Source organism: Allocatelliglobosispora scoriae, assembly GCF_014204945.1.
GTDB lineage: Bacteria > Actinomycetota > Actinomycetes > Mycobacteriales > Micromonosporaceae > Allocatelliglobosispora > Allocatelliglobosispora scoriae.
On record NZ_JACHMN010000002.1, the window covers coordinates 733,903 to 756,658 of the forward strand.

The 22,756-nt window shown below is 70.3% G+C and carries 20 protein-coding genes; 12 read left to right on the forward strand and 8 right to left on the reverse strand.

Annotation, left to right across the window (positions count from 1 at the left end; translation table 11 throughout):
* Positions 1 to 83: 83 nt before the first annotated feature.
* Complete coding sequence (locus F4553_RS09090; protein ID WP_184834439.1) at positions 84 to 992, forward strand: CE1 family esterase; 909 nt, start codon at positions 84 to 86, stop codon at positions 990 to 992.
* On the opposite strand, the gene F4553_RS09095 is transcribed toward F4553_RS09090, so the two are convergent.
* From F4553_RS09095 to F4553_RS09110, 4 genes are all read right to left on the reverse strand, one after another.
* The gene (locus F4553_RS09095; RefSeq protein ID WP_184834441.1) at positions 943 to 1,896 is read right to left on the reverse strand and encodes an NADP-dependent oxidoreductase; all 954 of its coding nucleotides are present in this window, start codon (positions 1,894 to 1,896) and stop codon (positions 943 to 945) included. The two genes, F4553_RS09090 and F4553_RS09095, sit on opposite strands and share 50 nt — an antisense overlap.
* A gap of 101 nt (positions 1,897 to 1,997) precedes the next feature.
* Complete coding sequence (locus tag F4553_RS09100) at positions 1,998 to 3,329, reverse strand: hypothetical protein (protein ID WP_184834443.1); 1,332 nt, start codon at positions 3,327 to 3,329, stop codon at positions 1,998 to 2,000.
* Between the two features lie 152 nt (positions 3,330 to 3,481).
* On the reverse strand, positions 3,482 to 3,922 hold the full coding sequence (locus F4553_RS09105; protein WP_184834445.1) for a VOC family protein: 441 nt from the start codon (positions 3,920 to 3,922) through the stop codon (positions 3,482 to 3,484).
* 23 nt (positions 3,923 to 3,945) lie between these two features.
* On the reverse strand, positions 3,946 to 4,320 hold the full coding sequence (locus tag F4553_RS09110) for a winged helix-turn-helix transcriptional regulator (protein ID WP_184834447.1): 375 nt from the start codon (positions 4,318 to 4,320) through the stop codon (positions 3,946 to 3,948).
* A gap of 148 nt (positions 4,321 to 4,468) precedes the next feature.
* Between F4553_RS09110 and F4553_RS09115 the strand changes: the two genes are divergently transcribed.
* From F4553_RS09115 to F4553_RS09125, 3 genes are read left to right on the forward strand one after another with little or no spacing between them, the layout of a single operon-like run.
* Entirely contained in the window at positions 4,469 to 5,437 is a 969-nt protein-coding gene (locus tag F4553_RS09115; protein ID WP_184834449.1) for a zinc-binding alcohol dehydrogenase family protein, read from the forward strand.
* 50 nt (positions 5,438 to 5,487) lie between these two features.
* The gene (locus tag F4553_RS09120) at positions 5,488 to 5,919 is read left to right on the forward strand and encodes a lipocalin/fatty acid-binding family protein (RefSeq protein WP_184834451.1); all 432 of its coding nucleotides are present in this window, start codon (positions 5,488 to 5,490) and stop codon (positions 5,917 to 5,919) included.
* Positions 5,920 to 5,966: 47 nt separating this feature from the next.
* Positions 5,967 to 6,305, forward strand: a complete 339-nt coding sequence (locus F4553_RS09125) for a hypothetical protein (protein ID WP_184834453.1) — start codon at positions 5,967 to 5,969, stop codon at positions 6,303 to 6,305.
* 55 nt (positions 6,306 to 6,360) lie between these two features.
* On the opposite strand, the gene F4553_RS09130 is transcribed toward F4553_RS09125, so the two are convergent.
* Entirely contained in the window at positions 6,361 to 7,299 is a 939-nt protein-coding gene (locus F4553_RS09130; RefSeq protein WP_184834455.1) for a hypothetical protein, read from the reverse strand.
* 468 nt (positions 7,300 to 7,767) lie between these two features.
* On the opposite strand from F4553_RS09130, the gene F4553_RS09135 reads away from it, so the two are divergent.
* Positions 7,768 to 8,877, forward strand: a complete 1,110-nt coding sequence (locus tag F4553_RS09135) for an endonuclease/exonuclease/phosphatase family protein (protein ID WP_184834457.1) — start codon at positions 7,768 to 7,770, stop codon at positions 8,875 to 8,877.
* 12 nt (positions 8,878 to 8,889) lie between these two features.
* Here the strand turns inward: F4553_RS09135 and F4553_RS09140 are convergent, their stop codons facing one another.
* Positions 8,890 to 10,119, reverse strand: coding sequence for an alanine racemase (locus tag F4553_RS09140; RefSeq protein WP_312875144.1), 1,230 nt, complete (start codon positions 10,117 to 10,119; stop codon positions 8,890 to 8,892).
* 94 nt (positions 10,120 to 10,213) lie between these two features.
* Between F4553_RS09140 and F4553_RS09145 the strand changes: the two genes are divergently transcribed.
* Entirely contained in the window at positions 10,214 to 11,458 is a 1,245-nt protein-coding gene (locus F4553_RS09145) for an amidohydrolase/deacetylase family metallohydrolase (RefSeq protein WP_184834461.1), read from the forward strand.
* A gap of 5 nt (positions 11,459 to 11,463) precedes the next feature.
* Positions 11,464 to 11,844: a RidA family protein gene (locus F4553_RS09150; protein ID WP_184834463.1), complete on the forward strand. Its 381-nt coding sequence runs from the start codon at positions 11,464 to 11,466 to the stop codon at positions 11,842 to 11,844.
* Positions 11,845 to 11,901: 57 nt separating this feature from the next.
* On the opposite strand, the gene F4553_RS09155 is transcribed toward F4553_RS09150, so the two are convergent.
* Complete coding sequence (locus tag F4553_RS09155; protein ID WP_184834465.1) at positions 11,902 to 12,444, reverse strand: PH domain-containing protein; 543 nt, start codon at positions 12,442 to 12,444, stop codon at positions 11,902 to 11,904.
* A gap of 179 nt (positions 12,445 to 12,623) precedes the next feature.
* Here F4553_RS09155 and F4553_RS09160 point away from each other — a divergent pair, with 179 nt between their 5' ends.
* The 5 genes from F4553_RS09160 to F4553_RS09180 all read left to right on the forward strand — a co-directional run bounded on the left by F4553_RS09160 (position 12,624) and on the right by F4553_RS09180 (position 18,849).
* Positions 12,624 to 13,064, forward strand: coding sequence for a DUF3592 domain-containing protein (locus F4553_RS09160; protein WP_184834467.1), 441 nt, complete (start codon positions 12,624 to 12,626; stop codon positions 13,062 to 13,064).
* An 81-nt stretch (positions 13,065 to 13,145) separates the two neighbouring features.
* Positions 13,146 to 16,595 carry an AAA family ATPase gene (locus tag F4553_RS09165; protein WP_184834469.1) on the forward strand — a complete coding sequence of 1,150 codons (3,450 nt, stop codon included), beginning with the start codon at positions 13,146 to 13,148 and terminating at the stop codon, positions 16,593 to 16,595.
* Positions 16,596 to 16,795: 200 nt separating this feature from the next.
* Positions 16,796 to 17,542 (forward strand): polyprenyl diphosphate synthase, encoded by a 747-nt coding sequence (uppS, locus tag F4553_RS09170; protein WP_184834471.1) that lies wholly within the window; start codon positions 16,796 to 16,798, stop codon positions 17,540 to 17,542.
* On the forward strand, positions 17,539 to 18,261 hold the full coding sequence (locus tag F4553_RS09175; RefSeq protein WP_184834473.1) for an HAD family hydrolase: 723 nt from the start codon (positions 17,539 to 17,541) through the stop codon (positions 18,259 to 18,261). Before uppS ends, F4553_RS09175 begins: the two co-directional genes overlap by 4 nt.
* Before the next feature lie 39 nt (positions 18,262 to 18,300).
* Positions 18,301 to 18,849, forward strand: a complete 549-nt coding sequence (locus F4553_RS09180; protein ID WP_184834475.1) for a hypothetical protein — start codon at positions 18,301 to 18,303, stop codon at positions 18,847 to 18,849.
* 91 nt (positions 18,850 to 18,940) lie between these two features.
* Here the strand turns inward: F4553_RS09180 and F4553_RS42315 are convergent, their stop codons facing one another.
* On the reverse strand, positions 18,941 to 22,471 hold the full coding sequence (locus F4553_RS42315; RefSeq protein ID WP_184834477.1) for a LamG domain-containing protein: 3,531 nt from the start codon (positions 22,469 to 22,471) through the stop codon (positions 18,941 to 18,943).
* Between the last annotated feature and the right edge of the window lie 285 nt (positions 22,472 to 22,756).

A 22,756-nucleotide genomic window follows, 5' to 3' on the forward strand; every position in this document is an offset into this window, starting at 1 on the left:
GCGGACCGGGAGGCCACGGCCAGGTCGCCGGTTCCGTGCCGCATCGGATCGACAGGCGTGCGCGGGTCCGGCAGGATCACGGCATGAGCGCGAAACAGCGGCTGCTCGCCGCGCTGGTCCTGCCGCTGCTCGCGGCGTGCGGATCGGCATCCGGACCGGCGGCGCCGACAGTCGCTCCGGGCTCTACCGTCACCGTCGACCTCGACGGCCGACCGTTCCAGCTGCATGTGCCGCGCGCATACGACCCGACGACCAGGCTCCCGCTGGTGGTGCTCCTGCACGGCTACGAGTCCAGCGCCGCCCTGCACGAGGAGTATTTCAAGCTGGCGGGCGAGTCCGAGCGCCGCGGGTTCCTCTACGCCATGCCCGACGGGACCACCGACCGCAGCGGAAAGAGGTTCTGGAACGCGACCGCGGCCTGCTGCGACTTCTATGGCACCGGGGTCGACGACTCGGCGTACCTGAGCCGGCTGCTCGACACCATCGCAGCGTCGTACTCCGTCGATAGCAGGCGCGTCTACCTGATCGGCCACTCCAACGGCGGCTTCATGGCCTACCGGATGGCCTGCGAGCACGCGAAGCAGATCACCGCGATCGCCTCTCTCGCCGGGATGGCCACCGACGATCCCGGGCAGTGCCGGCCGGAACGGCCCGTGAGCATCCTGCACATCCACGGCACGGCAGATCAAACGATCAAATACGGCGGCGGTACGAACGTGGGCGATCCCTACCCCTCCGTGGACACCACGGTCTCGGGGTGGCGCCGCCGCGACGGCTGCGATGACCGCCCCGAAACCTCAGCCGCCCCGCTCGACCTGGACTCCGACCGGCCCGGCCCGGAGACCGCCGTGACGGTCTACGCCGCGGGCTGCCGTGACGGCACCCGGGTGGCGGTGTGGTCGATCGAGGACGGCGGGCACATGCCGAGGCTCACCGCGTCCTTCACACCCGCTGTCCTGGACTTCCTGCTCGCCCAGGTGTCCCCGGCATAGCCGAGTCCATCAGCAGCACGAGCTTCCCCCGCACATGACCGTCCTCGCCGACGCGGTGCGCCTGCGCCACCTCGGCGAGCGGGAAGGTCTGCGCCACCGGAAGCGCGAAGCGCCCGGCCTCGACCAGCTCACCGATCTCGCCGAGCGCGTAGACGGCGCGGCCGGCGTCGCCGCTGCTGAAACGCACTCCGTGCTCGTGGGCGCCGACGAAGTCGGCGATCGTCACGACATGCTCCCGGCTGCCCGCGAGCCCGATCAGTTCGGGCAGAACGCCGCTGCCGGCGACGTCGAGAGCGGCGTCGACGCCGTCGGGAGCAAGCGCTCGGACCCGCTCGACGAGGCCCTCGCCGTAGGCGACGGGCTCGGCCCCCAGGGAGCGCAGATAGTCATGGTTGGCGGGGCCGGCGGTCCCGATCACCCGCGCGCCGCGCGCCACGGCGAGCTGGACGGCGGCACTCCCGACGCTCCCGGATGCCCCGTTGATGAGCACAGTTCCACCGCCGGCGACGCCGAGCTGGTCGAGCGCGCGTGTCGCCGTCTCGACGGCGGCCGGCAATGCGGCGGCACCGGCGAAATCGAGCGACGGCGGGATCGGCGCGTAGAAGGACAGCACCGCGAGCTCCGCCTGGGCCGCGCCCTCGGCGGAGAGGCCGAACACCCGCTCACCGACGGACGTGTCCGTGACTCCGGCGCCCAGTTCGTCGACGACGCCCGCGGCCTCGTAGCCCAGGGTCTGCGGGAGTCCGCTGTCCATCAGGCCCCTGCGCTTCTTCCAGTCGCTCGGGTTGACCCCGGCGGCGTGCACCGCGATCCGCACCTGTCCGGGGCCGGGGTGCGGATCGGGGAGATCCACGATCTCCAGGACCTCCGGGCCGCCGAACCGGCGGAAGAGTGCTGCCCTCATCGTCTGCTCCGATCTGAGCCGCGGGCCTGATGCCTTCCCCGCCTGGTCATGGGCTTGGATCAGCGTACGGTCCCAAGCCCATGACCTGCTCGTTTTCCGTCTCAGTTGAAGCGGGCGAAGGGCTGTTCCGCGACAAGGCCCGTAACGGCTGCGGCACCGACGAACACGCCGATCACGTCGACGAGCACATCCGTCTCACCGGCGTCGTTGTAGATCCAGTACCTGCCGACGGTGCCGCCGTAGGTGCCGAGCGGCGTGACGGCGGCGTTGGCGACGGTCTGGCCGGCGGCGGGATTGAGGTTGGAGGCGATCGACGTGTCCCCACCCTGCCAGACCTTCAGGTAAGTGCTCCTCGTCGGAGCCACCGCGGTCACGTTCACCGCGATCGCCGCCGTGGTTTCGTCGGCCCAGAACGAGAAGTAGTAGGCATCCTTGGGAGTGAACGTGGGCCAGCCGCCGAGGCCGGTGCGGGTGTCGACGACGCGAGCCGGTTCCCGGGGTACGAACCGCGAGCCCTGGAGCGACCCCGTGAGCCTCGTGTAGACGCCGACGACGTCGACGATGACGTGCGTCGCGCCCGAGGATCCGTTGTAGACGTAGAACAGCGGGTGCTCGGGGCACCCGATGCCGTTGCAGAATCCGGTCGGGACGATCGCGAAGTTCGGCACCACCGCGCCCGGCTTGAAGTTGAGCGTGGAGGTGGTCGGCGTACCGACGCCGTTGTCGTCCCATGCTCCCGTGGCCAGGTAGCCGTTCTTCTCCGGTGACACCGCGGTCACCGTCACGGCGTACGACGTGATGTTGAAGTTGTTCGCGCCGAACTCCACGCCGAGCACGACCGCACGCCCCGCAGCCAGCTTCGAGCCGGTCCGGCTGTCCAGCAAGCGGATCGGGGCGGTCAGCGGGACGAAGGACGACGCCGAGTAGGACGGTGTGCCGGTGGCGCTGAGGTAGTACCCCACGACGTCCGCGATGACCTCGACGGTTCCGGCGGCGTTGAAGATCACCACGTGCCCGTCGGTGCCGACGGTGACCGTCACCGAGTTGGCACCGGTCCAGCCCGCGGCGAAGTTGACGGACGACGAGTTCGGCCGGGTCGTCCCGCTGGGGTAGACGGTGAGGTATCCGCTCACCGAGGGCGCGGTGACCGTCACGTTGAGGACGACGGTGGAGACGCCCGAGGCGGGCACCCCGCCCTGGCCCAGGACCTGGAGCTGAAGGGTGCCGGCGGGGCCGATCGGCGCATCGGGGGCGCCGAGACCCGAGCGGGTGTCGAGAATCCGGGTCGGCTGCACCGACTGGTAGGCGCCCGCGGCGTCGATGTGCACCGGCAGCGCGGCGCCCAGCGGGCTGCCGGCTGCGCTCGCCGGGCCGACGAGGGCAGCGGCGGTGAGGGTGATGGCGCAGAAAAGAGCGGTGTGGATGGTACGCACGAACTCCTCCAATCGCGTGGGCGGATGTGCGAGACGATCCACCGTAGGAGGCGCGCGCAGCGCATATCAAGATGTGCCGATGCCTCAGACCCGAACGGGCGACAACGGCGACCGTCCAGTCACGCCACCTGAAGAACCGTCCCGGCGGGTTCTCAGCCCAGCTCCTCGGCGAGCCCGAGGATGATCCCGCTCGGCCCGCGCAGGTAGCAGAGCAGGAAGCTGTCCTCGTAGCGCGTCACCTCGCCGACGAGTTCGGCGCCGTGCGGCCGGAGCCGGGCCAGGGTGTCCTCGATGTCGTCGACGGTGAACATCACGCGGTGCAGGCCCAGCGTGTTCGGCGGGCTGATCTCCGGCTCGGCGACGATCGCCTTCGGGGAGTGGTAGGTCACCAGCTCGAGCCGACCCGCAGCGCCCGGGATCCGCATCATCGCGACCTCGCTTCGCAGGTCGGCGAGCCCGACGACCTTGCCCGCCCAACTTCCCTCGATCGGCGCCCTGCCCTCCAGCTCCATGCCGAGCTCGGTGAAGAAGGCGACGGCGGCGTCGAGGTCGTCGACGACGATGCCGACGTTGTCCATGCGCTGAATCGTCATGCCCCCGAGACTATGGGGCGGCGTCAGCAGGCGCTCGGCACCGCCTCGATGTCATCGAGGTGCTCCTCGGCCCAGGTGCGCAGGGCCGCGAGCGGAGCGACCAGGGTCTCGCCGAGTTCGGTCAGCGAATACTCCACGTGGGGCGGCACCGCCGGATAGACCGTGCGGTTGATCAGGTGGTTGCTCTCGAGGCGCTTGAGGGTTGCGGTCAGGACCTTGGGGGTCACGCCCTGCAACCGCTTCTGGATGACGCCGAACCGCTGCGGCCCGTCCTCGATCGCGCCGATCACCAGCGTCGACCACTTGTTGGCGATGAGGTCGAGGATGTCGCGGCAGGGGCACAGGCGACCGTAGACGTCGTGGTCGTCATGGACTGCTGTGCGGCACGTGATTGTCATAGCGGACCTCCCAAGCTTGATACTATCCGTAGGATAGCAATATCCCTTGACGGTAACTATGTCCCCGGGGATAGCGTCGCTTCGTCGGCACGGCCGTGCCGACGAAGCGAGAGGATATGACCATGACCAAGCTTGCCGGGGGTGCCCGATGAGCACGATGCAGGCAGTCGTCGCAGTCGGCGGCGACCTCGTCGACGCCACCGTCGACGTTCCGCAACCGGGTCCGCACGACCTCCTGGTCGAGGTGCGGGCGGTGTCGGTGAACCCCGTCGACACCAAGGTCCGCGCGGGTGGCGGCACCGACCGGATCCTCGGTTTCGACGCCGCCGGCATCGTGGTGTCGACCGGCAGCGAAGCCACCCGCTTCCGCGTCGGCGATGAGGTCTACTACGCCGGGGACATCACCCGGCCGGGATCCAACGCGCAGTTCCAGGCGGTGGACGAGCGCATCGTCGGGCGCAAACCGGCCGCCCTGACCTTCGCCGAGGCTGCCGCCATGCCGCTGACCACGATCACGGCGTGGGAGTCGCTGTTCGACCACCTTCGCGCCGCGAAGGACACGACCGGCTCGCTGGTCGTCGTCGGCGCGGCAGGCGGCGTCGGCTCGATCCTGGTTCAGCTCGCCCGCGCGCTGACCGGGCTGCGGGTCATCGGAACCGCGTCGCGGCTCGCGTCGGCCGACTGGGTACGCGCGATGGGCGCGCACGACGTCGTCGATCACCGCGAACTGGCGACCGCGGCCGGACGGCTCGTCCCGGACGGCGTGGACTACCTGTTCACGTCCTACTCCAAGGACCAGATCGGCGTCTACGCCGACATCATGCGGCCGTTCGGGCAGATCGTCGCCATCGACGACGCGCGGCAGGACCTCTACCCGCTGAAGTCGAAGAGCATCACCTGGCACTGGGAGTTCATGTTCGCCCGGTCCATGCACCACGCGGCCGACCTGGACCAGCAGGGCCGGCTGCTCGACGCGGCCGCCGAGCTGCTCGACACCGCGACGCTGCGGCACACCATGACGACCGCCATCGGCGACTTCAGCGCGGCCGGCATACATCGGGCACACCAGCTGGTCGACGGCGGCCAGGCCGTGGGCAAGGTCGTCGTCCACCGCTGATCTCCGCACGGCCGGCCGAGGCAGCACGGACCGCGCACTACGCTGAGATCATGGATGACTTCGACGAACAGCGCTTCGCGGGGACGTGGTTCGTGGTGGCGTCCACGTTCCCGCTGTGGCTCAAGGGCAAGCGCCACTCGCCGCGCTTCCAGTACGGCGTGCTGGCACCGGGCCGACTCAGCGACCGTGTCATGTATCGCCGCGACGGCCGCGAGCAGGTCCTCGACGGCGTCGACACCCGGCTCCCCGGCGCGACGCCCGCGTTCCGCTGGCGGGGCACCGGTCTCCTGCGCCTGGTCAAGAGCGATTGGCAGGTCACCCACCGGGACCCGCAGTACCGGTGGGCGGTGATCGGCTTCACCCGGTCGCTGCTGACACCGGCCGGCGTCGACATCATCGCGCGCACGCCCGGCATTCCCGCCGGGATCCCGGCCGACGTGCTCGCCCAGCCCGGCCTCACCGCGATCCCCCATGCGCAGTAACTCCAACAGATGTCGATCTATCAATCTAATGTGGTAGGGTCGTCGGCATGCGTATCAGGATTCTGGCCGTGGCGACAGCCGCCGCCCTCGGTGTGAGCACACTGCTGGCCGGTCCGGCTGCCGCCCAGGGGAACGCGCCGGACTGCATCTCGGGCCAGTGGTCGTACGTGTGCGACGCCGACAGCACCGGTCCGACGACCTGGACGGTGGCCGAGGTCGGCAAACCGGTGCAGACCTTCGTCTCGGGCTCCGCCATCGGCGGAAGCTGCCGCTACATGCTGAAGATCAGCTACAGCTACGTGGAGTGGGACGGGTCCACGGTGAACAGCGCGGTGGCCACCGTCTACTGCCGCAGCGGCATGTGGCCGGCACCCACCGAGCGCTGAACGAGGCTGTACCACCGGCAGGCCGACGGTCAGACTCCCGAGCTCCTGGTTCCGCTCAGGATTGGGTGACTTGATAGGAGACTTGGTCGGAGATGATGCGGGTGTCAGTCGGCAGCCGATCAGTGAACCCGTCCCGTCCCAACGCCTCCTGAAGCACTGCGGACCCTTGGGCGCCGGCCTCCACGACCACCAGCTGCCAGGCGCCTCGGCTGCCGAGACTCGTCGTCACGGTGTCGCTGGCGGAGACAGACTGCTTGGGGTGGAACTCACCGTCGGTGACGGCGCACAGCCAATAGATGCGTCCTGGTGGCGGCGGAAGGCTGCCGGTGATCGTGACCACCACATTGGGACTGCCGGCAGTTTCGCCAGGCCCGGCCTCGACCGATGCGATACGCAGCGGGCTGCCGACGAGCCGGGCGACATCGATCTGAGTGGAGGCTCTGCGGCACGCCTCCTGCCCGGTACCCGCTCCGGACGCCACAGCAAGCGCGGTCATAGGAGACGACGACTTCAGGCTCGCTGGTACGACCCACGGCAGCGAGAATTTTCCGCCGCCGTCTGCCCTCGCGGTTCCCGCGGTAGCCACCGCTGCTGCTGCCGGATCGGACGAGGCGTACAGGTCTATCGCCACGGCGCTGTTCGGGGGGAACCCGTCGCCCTGGAACACCAGGCGGTCCGGCGCTGCGGCAGCGAACACCGCGAGCGTGGGGGCGGACCCGTTCGCGCACACCGGGTCGACGGCGCTCCTGGTCGCTGCCGGGCTTGCGGTCGGCGCGGCTGTTCGGCCGCCCGAGCCGTCGCGGAACGGGATCACATCATTGGCCAACTGCAGGGTGGCGACGAGCAGTGCTGCACCGCCGAGGATGGTCGCCGCCTTGGCGCCGGTATCGAGCCTGCGCCACAGGCCGCGCATACCGCCCGCGCCGGACGCGGACCGAGCTCGGCTCGGCTCGGGTTCCGTCGGCTGAAGCCCGCCCTCTGTGCCAATACCCATCGGCCCATCCTTCACAGCGATGGATCTGCAGACTTGCATCAACGCCATCCACGATATCCATGACACGCACCAGCGCTGCGGGTAACCACCCTCCCCCGTCTATACGATCTTCGTATCCACCGGCCGCAACGCCGAAGGGCTGCGCTCGAACCGGACCTCTGCGGACCCGCCCTGGTCCGACGCGCCACCCCGTTGACGGACCTCGCCCACGGCTCCGTCCCGGGCTGCGGTGAGCGCCCGCACCGGCCCGATGACGCCGAGGTCCCTGGTGAGCGGCGCCCCACCGGCACCCGATGTGCCTGGTGAGCCGGACCGGCTCGGCGGCGACCAGGTCCCCGGCGAAGACGAACATCCGGTCCCGGGTACCGTCGCCGGCGCTGATGTCGCCTGAGCTGGTGCAGCTCACGCTCCGGTAACACGCTGCGTGATGGAGTGGGCGGCAGTGACCGGCAGCGAGCGAGGACGATGATGACGCAGGTGGATGCGGCGGAGACCGGGCAGAGCGGCGGCGCGGAGACCCGCTCCGACGGCGGGCGCCCGGGCACCCGCGGGCAGGTCGGAGCCGGGACCCGGCGCACGGGGATCCGCGAGGCGATCCGCGCCGTCTCCCGGCCTGGCCTGCGGAAACGCGGCCTGGTGCTCACGGCCCTGGCGCTGCTGCTGGGCCTGCTCATGGCGCTGCACGCGAAGATCCCGAACGAGAGCGGCAACCTCGGCAGCCTGGTGGAGAGTTTCCTGCCGTGGTTCGGCCTGTTCGTCCCGGCGCTGCTCGTCGGGGCGCTGTGGCGCCGCTCCGCCGCTGCGGTGGCCGCACTGCTGCTACCTGTCATGGTATGGCTGAACCTCTTCGGCGGGCTGCTCATCGACAAGTCCCACCCGGGCGGCGACCTCACCGTGGCCGAGCACAACGTCGGCGCCGACAATCCCGACCCGGCCGGCACCGCCCGCGCCCTAGCCGCTTCCGGGGCGGACGTGCTGGCCCTGGTGGAGCTGACCGAGCAGGACCGAGGCGTCTACGAGGAGGGGCTGGCCAAGGCGTACCCGCACCACACGGTGCAGGGGACGGTCGGGCTGTGGAGCCGGCTGCCGCTGTCGGACACGCAGCCGGTCGACCTCGAGCTGGACGCCGGGCCGTTGGCGGCCACCATCCCGGCCGACGTCAAGTTGGCCTACAACAGGGGGCTGCGCGCCACCGTGGCCACGGACCGGGGTCCGCTCGCGGTGTACGTGGCCCACCTGGGGTCCGCCCGGGTGACTCCGCGAGGCTTCTCGACCAGGCAGCGGGACCGGGGCGCGCAGGTGCTCGGCGAGGCCGTCGCGGCGGAGCGCAACGAGCGGGTGGTGCTGCTCGGCGACCTGAACGGCACCACGGACGACCGCGCGTTCGCCGGCCTCACCGCGCGGCTGCGCTCGGCCCAGGACGCGGCCGGGGACGGTTTCGGCTTCAGCTGGCCGGCGGCGTTTCCGGTGGTGCGGATCGACCAGATCCTGGTCAGAGGCGTGGAGCCGAAGAGCTCATGGGTGCTGCCGGCGACCAGCAGCGACCACCTGCCGGTCGCGGCCGCCATCAGCTGGTGACCTCCGCGGACCTCAGAAGTAGGTCCGTAGCAGGTCGGTGACGGTGTAGTCCTCGGCGACGACCGGGATCACCCGCCACTTGTCGAAGGCCGTGCAGGGGTGGGAGATGCCGAAGCAGATCAGGTCGCCGGGGCTCACTCGGGCCTCAGGCGGCACCTCGACGTACGCGTGGTGGTCGTTGAGCTTGGCGACGCGCCAGCCGCGCAGCTCGTGGGTGACGCCGTCGGCGGTGCGGTGGCGCAAGGGCACCGGCATGCCCTCGTCGATCGGCGCGTCGCGCTTGCCCAGACCCGCGATCACCAGGCCCGGTTCGGGGGTGGAGCCGACCTGTGCCCAGATCTCCAGCGCCGGGCTCAGCGAGCCCTCCTCGGGCACCCGCAGAAACGGCGTGCGGTCGTGATAGAAACCGTGGTCGTGGCTGAGGTAGGCGCCGCTGCGCAGGACGGTCCGGACCTCGTGCCCGGGAAGCCAGTCGCCGCCGAGCGCCTCGGCCACCACGTCGAAGTAGGTGCTGCCGCCCGCGCTCACGATGACGTGCGGCGGCAGCAGCCCGCGCCGCGAGAGCTCCACCACCGACTCGCGCAGGGCGGTGAGGTAGGCGGCGGCCGCTCCCGGCCCGGGCAATCCGCCCTCGTAGCCCGCGACGCCGACCAGCTCGACCCGCGGCGCCGCGTCGGCCGCCGCGGCGACCTCGGCCAGCTGGTCGACCGTCCGGCAGCCGGCCCGGCCGCCGGCGAAGCCCCACTCCGCGAAGACCTGCATCGACCGGCCGCCGGGCACCTGCTCCATCGCGCGGGCGATGGCCTGCACTCCGGCCACGCTGTCCACGAAGCACAGGAAATCGAAACCCCGCGCGATCTCGCCGCCGATCCAGCGCAGCGCGGTCGAGTCGAGCAGCTCGTTGGCCAACAACACGCGGGGTAGGCCGAACGAGCGGCACGCCAGCACCTGGTTGGCCGTGGCCACCGTGATCGCCCACGCGCCCGCCTCCAGCTGCGCCTGGAACAGCGACGGCGACATGGTCGTCTTGCCGTGCGGGGCGAAGTCGAAGCCGTGCCGGCGGCAGAAGCCCGCAAGCGCCGCGAGGTTGTGCTCCACCGCGGTAGCCCTGAGCACCATCACCGGCCAGGTGAACGCCCCGTCGAAGAGGCCGGTCCGGCCGGCGGCGAACTCCGCGAACGGCACCCCCGCACCGGGCTGCCAGGCTCCCTTGGTCCGCCAGTCCAGCCTGTCCTCGGTCACGTCTTCTCCCAGCCGGTTCGGAAAGCGGGTCTGGCCTGACCGCACCTTATCGGGCGGTACCATTACGAGCCACCGCGCCGAGGTCGGAGTTCGCATGAAACCGTGGGACCTGCTGCTGGCCGGGGGTCGCGTGGTCGACCCCGGCGGCGGGCACATCGGCCGATTCGACGTCGCCGTCCGCGACGGCCGGGTCGCCGCCGTCGCAGCGGGACTCGCCCGCGACGACGCTCACGAGGTGGTGGACGCCGCGGGCCGGTTGGTGACCGCGGGCCTGGTCGATCTGCACACCCACGTGTATCCGGGCGTCACCTACTGGGGCATCGACCCCGACCCCGTCGCCTGGCACAGCGGGGTGACGACGTGGGTCGACGCCGGGTCGGCCGGGGCCTACTCGTTCCCCGCCTTCGACGCGGCGGCCGCACGCATGCGGGTGCGCGTGCCGGCGCTGTTGAACATCTCGGCGGTCGGTCTGATCGCGCCGGTCGGCGAGTCGCGCGACCTGGCCCACTGCGACGTCGGTCTGGCCGTGGCGACCGTGCTGGCACACCGCGACCGGCTCCGCGGCATCAAGGTGCGGATGGACCGGCACAACATCGGCGCGCACGGTCTGGAGCCGCTGCGCAGAGCGGTGGCGGCGGCCGAGGAGTGCGGGCTGCCGGTGATGGTCCACATCGGAGCGGCTCCGCCGACCGTGGGCGACATGCTGCCGCTGCTGCGGCCGGGCGACATCATCACGCACTGCGCCAGCGGCATCGCCGGGTTCACGGCGGACACCGGGCGCGCGCACGACGCCGGCGTCCTGTTCGACATCGGGCACGGCTCCGGCGGCTTCGCCTTCGACGTGCTCGAAGCGCAGCTCGACGCGGGCCTGCCACCGCACACCGTCTCCACCGACCTGCACGCCCGATCGGTGCACGGACCCGCTTTCGATCTGCCCACCACGATGGCGAAGCTGCTCGCGGTGGGGCTCCCGCTCGAGCAGGTGATCGCCGCCGCCACGATCGGACCGGCCCGCGCCCTCGGCCTCACCGCCGGGACCCTCGCCGTCGGCGTGCCCGCCGACATCGCGGTCTTCACCGTCGACGAGGACGGCTGCGAGGTGGCCGACGTGCACGGCCAGCGACGGCACTCCCCGCTGCGGCTGATCAACGAGGCTACCTACGTGGGCGGGAGGGTCCTCACCCCGCAAGCGCCGCCGCCCCCGGCACCGTGGGTGCCGCTCACCGGACCCCAGAACGACGCGCTGCGCCGGCGCCAGCAGGCGGTACGGGCGCTGCTCGGCACACCGCTGGTCGGCCCGGACGGGCTGGCCGAACAGTTCCCACGACACGGAGGTTGACCGCCATGCCCAAGAAAGTGATCTTCGCTGCGGACGCCGCCCCGCCGGGAGGCCCGTACTCGCACGCCGTCGTCGCGGGCGACCACGTCTACCTGTCCGGCGCCTGCCCCGTGCTGGCGGACGGCACCTGGGTCAAGGGCCCGTTCGCCGACCAGGCGCGGGCCGCCTTCACCAACCTGGCGCGGGTCGCGGCGGCGGCGGGGGCCGACCTGAGCCAGGCCGTTAAGGTCGGTGTGTACCTTCGCGACTTCGCCGACTTCCCGGCGATGAACGAGATCTACGTCGAGTTCTTCGGTACCGAGAACCTCCCGGTGCGCACCACGATCCCGGTGGCGCTGGACGGCTTCGACATCGAGATCGACGCGATCCTCTACACCGGGGCCTGACGGTTCCGCTTCGAGCGCCGCCGGCGGTCCGACAACCGCGGCGGCGTTTCGGCGTACTCAGGAGGGATTGTCGACCCGCCGCGCCTGCGGCGCGGGAGCCTCGATCCGGCGCTGCGCCGGACCCGAGACGGCCTGGTCGGTGATCTCGTTGAGGACCGTCTGCACCCGGTCGATGCCGGGGACCGAGCGCAGGACCGACTGGCCCCGCTCGCTGGCGGACTCGATGGTCATCGTGCCGCAGCCGAACATGCGGTCCACGACGGTCTGGCTGGTGGAGTGGTCGTTGATGCGGTTGAGCGGGATGTCGCGGCGATCCCGCGTGGCGATCCCGGAGCGCAGCATCACCCGCTCGTTGGTGAACACGTAATGGGTGCTGCGCCACACGAACCACGGCCAGACCGCCAGCCAGAGCACCGCCACCACGGCGACGATGACTCCGATGCCGACCGCGAGCTGGTTGCCGGTCCAGAGCGTGACGGCGAGGACGACCACCACCGCCAGCAGGGCGAGCAGGAGCCGTCCGATCAGCACCCGCCAGTGCGGGCGCAGGTGCAGCACGACGTGCTCGTCCGCCGTGAGTTGGTCGTCCGGGAACGCCACAGCCACTCCTCCACCTCAGGGACGGCGACGTTCCGCCGCTGACCGAATTCTCCCGTCTCAAGCAGGGATAAATGTCGGAAATGCGAGAAAGACCGCTTCGCGGCCGGAGCCCGCGCTCACAGCGCAGGCCATTTTGCGCGTAGCGTGCGTCTGCGCGGACGCGACGAGAGGGACACGCGATGACATTCACGAAGCGGCGCACGATCGCCGGGCTGGCGATCGCCTTCGCCCTCGGCCTGATCTCCGTCGGCGTCTTCCTCGTCGGCGAGCAGCAGCGGACACGCATCGTCGACCAGGGCCACCAGACCCGGGCCATCGTCACCTCCGACCACGACGACGAATTCGACCACTGGTACACCGTGAGCTACACGGCGCAGGAGCAGAACCGCACCGCCGATCTGCGGTACCCGTGGGTGATCGACAAGATTCCGGTGGGGCGGGCCCTCACCGTCTACGTCGACGCGGACGACCCGGAGCTGATCGCCACCGCCGACGGGTACTCCACCCCGCTGTGGACCTCCGCGCCCGGCTGGTTCGCCGTCCTGGCGGTCTTCGCCGCCTTCATCTCCGTCGTCGACCGGCTGACCTCGTCCCGCAGACAGAAGCCGGAAAACGGGTAGGCACAATCGGCGCGACCCTGTCGTGTCGGGAAGTGGAGGCGCCCTCGCATGTCAGATCTTGATCGCCACATAGGGATACTCATGGCCTTCCACGGCCGTGCGGCCGGCTCGGGCGCCACGTACGGGCCGCCCGCCGGTGCGCAGGACTTCGCGGACTACCGGGCGGCGTTCGGTGAAGACGTCCCGGCCGGCCTGGCGCAGGTGTACGCGGTGATCGGCAGCGGTCCGGTGATGGACAACGATCTCTTCAGCATCGCCCACCTCATCCGGGAACGGCGGCTGTGGGACGGGATCATCGCCGACTCGGACGACCCGGACGACGAATCCCACGGCGTCATCACCTCACTGGACCCCGACGCCGTGTCGGCCAGGTACTGGAAACTCGGCTGGGTCCCGTTCACCAGGGACGGCGGCGGGAACGGCTACGCGGTGGACCTGGTCCCGGAGCCCGGGGGCACGGTGGGCCAGGTGATCAACATAGGACCCGACGAGCAATTCCGTGCCGTAGTCGCGGTGTCCGTGGCCGACTTCTTCGCCCGGGTCGCAGAGCTGATCGGTTCGGGACGGGTCAGCATCTCCGACTCCGGGGATGTGGAGGTGGACGACAACAAGATGCTGCTGACGGCACTCATCGAGGATCCGGACCCCGAAGATCCGGACCGCGATGCGGGGTCTGCGAGCGGCGGACCGCACGGTGTACCGGCCGCACCGAAGCCCACCGGTGGCCGGATCGATCTGCCTGACGAACTGGTGCCGTTGTTGACTGGTTCCATGCACCTCAACGTGTTCGGCCCGACCCCGCCGTGGGTGCCGGCCGACGGGTGGCTCGAGGACACGCGTACCCGCCTGATGGCCATCGCGTCTCGCGCCGAGCTGTCCGACCGGCCCGCCAGCCTGACCAGGCTCAAGCCCGGAACGTCGATGGCGGTGGAGGAAGTGAAGTGGCTGGCGCAGGGGGCGCTGGGCGCGTGCACGTCGGTTTCGGGGCCGCTGGCGCGGATCGGCGACCTGCTCCTGGCCGACCATCTGACAGCGCCGCTCGGACCCACAGCCGATCCGGAGGAGACCTGGCAGACGCTGATCGGGCCGTCCATCCCCGGCAGCCTCGTCGCGGACTCCGACAGCCCGCAGCGGCGGGACGACATCATCCGCTTCTACCGCGACTGCCTCGACGTGCTCGTCGAGGCCCCGCCGTTCGCTGAGCGCGGCCGCGCGCTGGCCGCGCTCTTCACCCGGATCTCCGAGGACCCGGCACTGCTGCAGCAGTACCGGTCGAGCTCGCGGCAGCAGCTCGCGGGCTCGTGGAGATCGAGCATTCTCAACGACGCAGCCCGATCTGCGCTGCCCGACTACGCCGGCCCGACCCACCACCTTTCCTGGGCCCTGACCGGTTTGCGGGCCGCCCACCAGCGGCTCACCGGGACCGCAGGCGCCGGTCCAGGCACTTTCGACGAGTGTGTCGCCGCCATGCTGCTCAAGCTCGACAGAACCGTGCCCACCGCCATCGCCGCCACCGCGCTGGGCCCCGACGGCTACGAGGCGATCGTCCGCGCGTCCGAGGCGCTGCGGCCCAGGTTCGACCACGCCCGCTGGAGCGCCCGGGTGTTCGAGTGGCTGGACCGCGCGATCATCGTCGGCGACGCGGCGACAGCACGGATCTGGGTGGGGTTGGAGTGGACGTCCGCGACCGCGCTGAACGGTTCGCCGGACCTGCACAAGGACGTGAAGAGCGGGCTGTTCTTCTGCCAGGGCTACCTGCGCAGCCTGCGGAAGCTCGGCCAGCCGCAGTTCACCGTCGTCAACCCGCTGGTGTCGGTACTCGCCGACTCCCCGGTGCCGTCCCGGTCGGTGCCCGCCGTGCGGCGAACGGGCGGCTCGCTGGTGGAGGAGACGGTGTCGACCGCCATGCGCCGGCTCGACGAGCTGATCGGCCTGTCCCCGATCAGGCAGCGCGTCGCCCAGATCAACGCCGAGGCCGGCGTCGAGGCGGTACGCCGCGAGTCCGGGCTGCCACCGGCGCGAAGCCGCCGGCACATGGTGTTCGCCGGCAACCCGGGCACGGGCAAGACCACTGTCGCCGCGATCGTCGGCCAGATCTACGCGGCACACGGCGTACTGGCATCCGGTCACCTGGTCGAGGTGGCCAGGGCGGAGTTGCGCGACGGAGCCAAGGTGGCGGCTGCCCTCCACAACGCGCTCGGCGGCATCCTGATGATCAATGTCGGTCGGGTGGTCCAGGGCAGCACCACGTCGGGCGAGGCGCTCGCGACATTGACCAGAATGATGGAGGAGCGCCGCGAGGAACTGGTCGTCATCGTCGCCGGTCAGCCCAGGGACGTGGCGGAGTTCCTGTCGAGCGAGGTCGGACTGGCGGCCAGATTCCCCCGGACCTTCAACTTCGTCGACTTCACCGATGACGAGCTGGTGCAGCTGTTCCAGCAGGCGGCGGCCGAGTCGGGATTCACACCCGCCGACGGGGCGGCCGACCGGGTCCGGAGCCTGGTCGCGCGTATGCCGCGCGCTGCCGGCTTCGACAACGCCTGGGTGATCCGCAACCTCGTCGACGAGTCCGCGTCACAGCAGGCGCTGCGGATCAGTCAGTCGGCGACGCCCACCGTCGAACGGCTGACCGAGCTGCTGGTCGACGACATCACCACGCCGGCATCCATCGTGCTCGCCCCGCCCCGCAACGGCGATCCGATGGCGGAGCTGGCCACGCTGGTCGGGTTGGACGACGTCAAGGCCCAGGTACGGCTGCTGGCCGCCGAGGCCCAGGCGCGAGTCCTGCGGGCCAGGGCCGGGCTGAGGGACGGCGGTCGGTCCCGGCACATGGTGTTCGTCGGCAACCCCGGCACCGCCAAGACCACCATGGCGCGGCTGATCGCCCGGATATACGCCAACCTCGGGCTGCTCGGCTCCGGTCATCTGGTCGAGGTCACCAGGGCCGACCTGATCGGCCAGTACATCGGGCAGACGGCTCCGCGTGTGCACGCGGCGTTCGAACGGGCCCTCGGCGGTGTCCTGTTCATCGATGAGGCGTACTCGCTGTCGATGTCCGACTCGCCGCGGGACTACGGCCATGAGGCGATCGCCACCCTGGTCAAGCTCATGGACGACCACCGCGACGACCTGGTGGTGATCGCCGCCGGCTACCGCGATGAGATGCAGCGCTTTCTCACAGTGAACAGCGGCCTGGCCTCCCGATTCCCGACGATCCTCGAGTTCCCCGACTACAGCGGCGACGAACTGGTGCAGATATTCGCCGTCCTCGCCGAGGACGCCGGATATCGACTCGCCGACGGCGTCGCCGAGCGGGTGCGTTCGCTCCTGGCCGGCATCTCACACGGGTCGTCGTTCGGCAACGGCCGCACGGTCCGCAACCTGCTCGAGGCGACGGTCGCCAATCAGGCGGCGCGCATCATCGAACTGGTCGACGCGCCGGCGAAGGTGATCGGGGAACTGCGCGCCGAGGATCTGCCGATGAGGTTCGGCGACCGCGACGAGACGCTCGCGACCGGCCAATACCTTTGACAGCCGCGATGACGCGCACCCTATTGCCTTTCCGCCCGGCGGAACAACGCCTTGCCCGCGCTGAACCGCCCTTGCAGGCTGGGTCGACCGAGGCACCGTCCATCAGCGTTCCCACACCCCTCGGTATCGACCCTTCGACCTCGCCGCAGTCAACGCAGGGAGGTGACTGCCCGCGGTAGAAGGTGAGTGCGAGGAGAGCGGTGAACCAGCGAAGAGCCCCCGACTCCGTCCGGACCCCGGACTCGGACGTTGCGCACGCCGCGGCAGTGCCCCGGCACATCGCCTTCATGCCCGACGGCAATCGCCGCTGGGCCCGCCGCCGTCAGCTGTCCGTCGGCGAAGGCCATCTGCGCGGCTTCACCCACGTGGCCGATGTCGCCGCCTGGTCCGCGCAGGCCGGGATCGAGTCGATCACCTTCTTCCTGATCTCCGACGAGAACATCCGCCACCGCACGACCGGCGAAATAGCCGGCCTGGCGACGGCCTGCCATGCGCTGCTGTCGCTCCTGGCGGCGGGCCCCTACCGTGTCCGCCACCTCGGCGATCCGGCACTGCTGCCCCCGGATGTGGCCGCCGCCATCCGGAAGGTCACGGCTGGGACGGCAGGACGGGAAGGCCCGCGAGTGAACCTCGCCGTCGGTTACGGCGGCCGCGCTGACATCCTGCAAGCCGCACGTGCCCTCATCAACCGCGCCAGGCTGCACTCCGATGTGCGGGCCGAGCTCACGGAGGACGAGTTCGGTGCGCTGCTCGCCACGGGAGGATCGCCGGATCCGGACCTGGTCGTCCGCACCTCCGGCGAAGTTCGCACATCCGGCTTCCTGGCCTGGCAGGCGGCGTACTCGGAATGGCATTTCTCGCCGCGGCTGTGGCCGGACTTCTCGCAGGACGACCTGCATCAGGCACTGGCCGACTACGGCCGACGGCATCGGCGGCTCGGCTCGTGACCGGGCCCGCAGCGCACGCGCCGATCGCGTTGCTCGATCTCGACGGGACGCTGTTCGACGGCGTGGTCGGCCAGCAGTATGTGCGCAGGCTCGGCGCGCGCAGCGTTCATTCCAGGAGCGTGGCTGCGCGGGCCAATGCCGCAGTCAGCCGATATGTGGCGTCCGGCCAGCGATTCCACCAGATGGCCGAGCATGTCTACAGCCTCTACGGCCGGCTCATCGCCGGACTGCCGACCGCCGACGCTGCCGTGCTGGCCGCCGAGGCGTGGGCGGAGATCCGGACCGGTTTCCTGCCCTGCACCACGGGAATCATGAAGATCCTGCGGCGACACGGTTACCGACCGCTGATCATCTCCGGCAGTCCGAACGAGATCGTGCAGCTGGCCGCCGCAGAGCTCCAGGTCGAGGAGGCGATCGGCGCGGTCGCCCAGCAGCGCGACGGGCTGATGACGGGTCGACTCGACCTGGCGCCCGGCCTGCCCGGCGGCAAGGTCGCCGCGCTGAGGACTCTTGTCGGCCGCACCGAACCCGCCTGGCTCGGTTCGCTGGCGATCGGCAACTCGCCCTCCGACGCCGAACTGTTCGACCTCGTCGGACACCCCATCGCCTTCGAACCCGACGAGGCATTGGCGCGGTTGGCCACGGCCCGGGGCTGGGCGATCGCCAACCGCCGCAACGTGGAAGACCTCGTCGAACACGTCGTCGGCCGGAGCCAGTGATCCCGGGAGCCGACCCTCCAGACGACAGAAGGGAAGATCATGAAGAAGTCATCCACCCGCATCCGTGCCATCCCCGCGCTCGCCCTCGCGATCGTTCTCGGGGCGGTGGGGCTGCCCGCTGCACCCGCCGCGGCATCCCCGACCCTGGTCACCTGCGTCGGCACCGACACGGCGCACTACACGCCAGGCCTCACACACACCACGCAGACGGTCACCGTGACCGGGCAGAACGCCGCGTCCTGCACGAGCCTGACGCATCCGAACCTGCGCTCGGTCGCAGATCCGTACGCGGCGACCTTTCCATCGTCCTGCGAGAATCTGACCACCAACGCCAGCGGCACCGATCAGCTTTACTGGAACGGCGTTCCCGCTCAGAGCAGCACGTGGAACTACACCCTCAACGTCGTGACGGTGGACGGCACGCTGCTGTCGACCTTCTCGGGCCCGATCACCGCCGGAGTCCTCGCCGGATCGACCCTGACCATCGTCACGGCGGAGCCGACCATCGATCTGCTGGCCTGCGGGCACCCCGCCGGGCTGATAGACGTCGGCGGACCATCGAGCTGGACCATCACCGGGCTGTCGTAGGACACCTCCTGGTACAGCAGTCCCGGCTCCTTCCCTGAGGAAGGGAAGGGCGGGTGGCCCGGTCGGCCACCCGCCCTTCGCGGAGCGGAGGTCAGATCTTCTGGCTCTCGTAGAGGGCCATGACGCCGCCTTCGGTCATGGCGCCCTGGTAGACGCGGACGTCGTCGAGGGCACCGGTGAACCAGTCGTTGGGACCGGTCGGAGTCGTGCCCCGGCCCAGGACCAGCGGACCGGACGCCTGCCACGGCTGCCACCCCGAGTAGAGCGGCATCGTCGCGGCGAGAGCACCGTCGACATACAGCCGGATCTCCCGCTTACCGACATCGGTGACACCGACCAGGTGGTGCCACGCGGTGGGGTTGGTCGCGGCGGCGACGGCGAGGGTGGCGTGCGAACTGGCACCGTCGGTCTGTCCCGCGACCATCTTGAAGACCCACTGCCCCCCGTTGCTGTCGCGGTAGTAGAAGTAGTACCCGCTGTGGCCGGTCGAGTCCTGCGAGGCGAAGACCTGCCAGCCGGTGGTCTTGCCGAGCTTCACCCAGGTGGAGACGGTGAAGGACCCATCGGTCCGCAGCACCGGGCTGTCACCCCAGACCGGGGTGCCGAGGGTGCCGGTGTTGCGCTGCGAGCGGCCGTACTCCTGGGTGGTGAGGTTGTAGTAGGGGTCGGCCGGGTCGTCGATCCAGTGCTTGTCGTCGAAGTAGACCGCCTGCCCGTTGCCGTGGCCGAGGTCCACCCACGAACCCTGGCTCAACGCCATCCGCCGACCCCACGCCGCGCCGTCGGGCGCCTCGCACGTGCCGGGATTGCCGACCGCGTAGCACGGGGTGGCGGCCTCCATGTCCCAGCGGCCGACCTCGATCGGAGCGAACATGCCCGGCTCGTCGAAGCCGCCGGAGAGCGGGTCGGATTTGCGCTGGCCGGTGAAGTCGTTGGCGACGAGGACCCGGTTGAACAGCTGCACATCGGCGATGTCGCCGGCCCAGAAGTCCGACCCGCTGTCGTAGTACTGCCAGCGCCCGATCACGACCGGACCGGCCGCCGACCACGCCGTCGCATCGGCCACCTCCGGACCGGCGAGGACGCCGTTGACATAGATCCGCAGCTTTCCGCCGTTGCCCGCCTCCCAGACCCCGGCGACGTGGGCCCACACGTTGAGCTGCGCGGGCGCGGTGGCGCAGGTGTAGGTCGGGTAATCGTAGTCGTCCTGGTTGGGACGCGAGCCGATGCAGTAGTAGCCGTCCCGGGTGACGAGCTCGAACCGGCCCATGCTGTTGCCCTGTTGGGTGGCGATGGCGTGGTAGCCGGTCAGGCTGGTCGGCCGCACCCACGCGGCGACGCTGAAGGACTTCGTCGTGTCGAGCACGGGTCCGGCGGTCTTGAGGTAGCCGGTGGTGCCGTCGAAACGCACCGCCGCACCGTCCGTCAGCCGGGTGCCGGCCGGCCAGGTGACGCCGCCGACAGCCGTCAGCGGCGTGTTGCCCGCCAGGCTGGGTTGCTGGTCCGCCAACGCCATCGTGGTGGTGGTGCCGGGGTAGGTCTCCAGGCCCCATCTGGCCACGGCCGGGCTGGGTCGGGCGATGGCCAGTGAGTATGAGGAGTCGTTGCCTTTGTTGCCGGTGGCGTCGATGGCGTAGACGTAGAGGATGTTCTGCCCGTACTTCGGCACGGTCACCGAGATCGTGGCGGTCTTGGTGGTGGTGCCGGTGGCGGTCGCCTCCAGCAGCGGCGGGCTGGACCACCCGTACCGGAACTTCACCACATCCGAATCGGCCGGCAGTTGGGTGCTGAGGGTGAAGGCGCCGCTGGTGCCGGGCCCGGTGGGCAGTGTGGTCGGGGTGATCGCGACGACACCGGGGACGGTGTTGTCGGTCGTGAACTCGCACCACGCCGACCACGGGCTGACCAGGTTGTACGGTGCCGGGTCGGTGTGCCTGACCCGGTAGGCGTACTTCTTCCCGCTCACCATCCCGCTCAGCGCCGCGGTGGTGCCCCTGGTGTTCGCGGGTGCGGAGACGGCCGGTGGCGCGGTCTTGCGGGGGGTGGTGTCGTTGTAGACGCCGTTGGCGGGGACCTCCAGCCACTCGAACGCCGCGCTCATCGTCTGGCTGCCGTCGGCGTCGGGGAACACGGCGGACAGGGTCGGCGTGAGAGTGCCGATCGACATGACCCCGCTTCCCGGACACGCGACCCCGGCGACCTGCATCCCGGTCGGCTGGCCCGGGTAGGAGCTGTAGTCCACGACCAGCACCGCGTTGCCCGGCAGCCAGCGCTTCCACCGGTTCTGGATCGCCTCCCAGGTGGCGTTGGCACCGGCGACGAACCCGATGGTGATGTTGGTGGCGCTGACTGCGGCGTGGGCCTGGATCGTGCTGGTCACGTTGGGGCCGGTGAAGTTCTTGTCCTGGTCGGGCTGCGGGGAGTCCGAGCAGCCGCCGGCCTCGTTGGCGTGCGACATCGTCGAGGAGAGCCAACTGTTGAGCGACGTCGAGGTCCACGACGTCTTCATCGTCGCGGTGATGCCCTGCGCGTGGTACATGTCGTTCTCGGTGTCGCCGCACGACCACGAGTGGGTCAGCTTCATCGCCACGTACGCGTCGTGGACGTACTTGCCCGCGAGCGCCCCGACGGGGAAGTCGAAGAAGGACCGGAACAGCGCTCCGGTGTCGGGGTTGAGACCGACGCGGGCGACGCTGTAGTCGGTGTTGCTGGAGCCGTTGTTGGTGGCGTAGGCCCACCGGGACTTGACCGTCGACCAGGGCGGGTCGATGAACACCGGGAACGCCGACGCGGGCGCGGCGAGCAGCTTCGCGTCGGGCGTCAGGACGACCTCGCGGGAACTGCTGCGGTGCACCCCGACCGGCGCCTCCCGTGCCGTGTCTCCGGGTGCTCCGTGGGTGGACTTGACGCCCTTGAACACCGGCTTCTCACCGGTCCGGGCGGCGATCTCGGCGTCCGGGCCGGTGACGACCTCGGTGGAGTCCCACATCGAGGCCGGTCCGGCAGTCGCGACGACCCGGGAGCGGATCTTGGCGAGCATGCCGCCGTCAGGGGTCGCCTGGACGGTGGCGTCGCCGCCGATCGCGAAGCGGATCTCCTTGAGCGCCGGGTTCGCCGCCGCCTGCGGTGTCTTCACCACCAGGACATGGGTGAACCCGGTCCGGGTGGCGCGCACGACGAGGTCGACACCCGGCAGCACCTCCGGATACGTCGCCGCATCGTCGACGACGGTCGGCGCGGGCAGCACACCCGGCCACGACATCGTCATTGTCCCGCCCGGCTCGACCAGCGTGACGAGCGGACCACTGCCGCCGGCGGAGAACCGCACATCGGCCACCGACGCACCCGGACGCAGCAGACCCGTCTTGTCCTTACGCAGGGCCAGGTCCACTTGCTTCCACGAACCGTCGGCCTGACGAGCACGCTGCGGCAGGACCGCCGACTCGAACCGCAACCGACCCGACGGCTCCGCATACACCTGCGTCAGCTCGGTGACCTTGCCCGCGACCGTCACCCGCCGGGCACACGAGACCGCCACCGCGATCGCCGCCTCCTCCGACGCGGCCGTGTCCACACACGACGGCTTCGCCACCGCCGCCACCGCGGGCGAACCCGCCGCCACGACCGGGAGCAAACCCGCCAGCAGTACACCTACCAACGGAACAGACCACCGGCGAACCGGCACCCCGCCGCTCGTCAACACATCTCGCATCGCCACTCCCAATGTCACTGGAAACCCGGGACGGAGAATGGACGAGCGGACTTTCAACCCGGTATCAGCCCGGTATCAACCTCGGCCGCGCAGACTCTCGCCGGCCTGGAGGACGTCACCCCGCTGACGACCGGTGGCCGGAACGTGTTGCCGGTCCAGGTGTTCGCCTGGACCGGTCCGCGCCCGTTGCCTTCG

What these genes read in the sequence shown, in the direction of transcription:
- F4553_RS09090 (WP_184834439.1), top strand. Translation starts at nt 84, where the DNA reads ATGAGCGCGAAACAGCGGCTGCTCGCCGCGCTGGTCCTGCCGCTGCTC.
- F4553_RS09095 (WP_184834441.1), bottom strand. Translation starts at nt 1,896, where the DNA reads ATGAGGGCAGCACTCTTCCGCCGGTTCGGCGGCCCGGAGGTCCTGGAG.
- F4553_RS09105 (WP_184834445.1), bottom strand. Translation starts at nt 3,922, where the DNA reads ATGACGATTCAGCGCATGGACAACGTCGGCATCGTCGTCGACGACCTC.
- F4553_RS09110 (WP_184834447.1), bottom strand. Translation starts at nt 4,320, where the DNA reads ATGACAATCACGTGCCGCACAGCAGTCCATGACGACCACGACGTCTAC.
- F4553_RS09115 (WP_184834449.1), top strand. Translation starts at nt 4,469, where the DNA reads ATGAGCACGATGCAGGCAGTCGTCGCAGTCGGCGGCGACCTCGTCGAC.
- F4553_RS09120 (WP_184834451.1), top strand. Translation starts at nt 5,488, where the DNA reads ATGGATGACTTCGACGAACAGCGCTTCGCGGGGACGTGGTTCGTGGTG.
- F4553_RS09125 (WP_184834453.1), top strand. Translation starts at nt 5,967, where the DNA reads ATGCGTATCAGGATTCTGGCCGTGGCGACAGCCGCCGCCCTCGGTGTG.
- F4553_RS09130 (WP_184834455.1), bottom strand. Translation starts at nt 7,299, where the DNA reads ATGGGTATTGGCACAGAGGGCGGGCTTCAGCCGACGGAACCCGAGCCG.
- F4553_RS09135 (WP_184834457.1), top strand. Translation starts at nt 7,768, where the DNA reads ATGACGCAGGTGGATGCGGCGGAGACCGGGCAGAGCGGCGGCGCGGAG.
- F4553_RS09145 (WP_184834461.1), top strand. Translation starts at nt 10,214, where the DNA reads ATGAAACCGTGGGACCTGCTGCTGGCCGGGGGTCGCGTGGTCGACCCC.
- F4553_RS09150 (WP_184834463.1), top strand. Translation starts at nt 11,464, where the DNA reads ATGCCCAAGAAAGTGATCTTCGCTGCGGACGCCGCCCCGCCGGGAGGC.
- F4553_RS09160 (WP_184834467.1), top strand. Translation starts at nt 12,624, where the DNA reads ATGACATTCACGAAGCGGCGCACGATCGCCGGGCTGGCGATCGCCTTC.
- F4553_RS09165 (WP_184834469.1), top strand. Translation starts at nt 13,146, where the DNA reads ATGGCCTTCCACGGCCGTGCGGCCGGCTCGGGCGCCACGTACGGGCCG.
- F4553_RS09180 (WP_184834475.1), top strand. Translation starts at nt 18,301, where the DNA reads ATGAAGAAGTCATCCACCCGCATCCGTGCCATCCCCGCGCTCGCCCTC.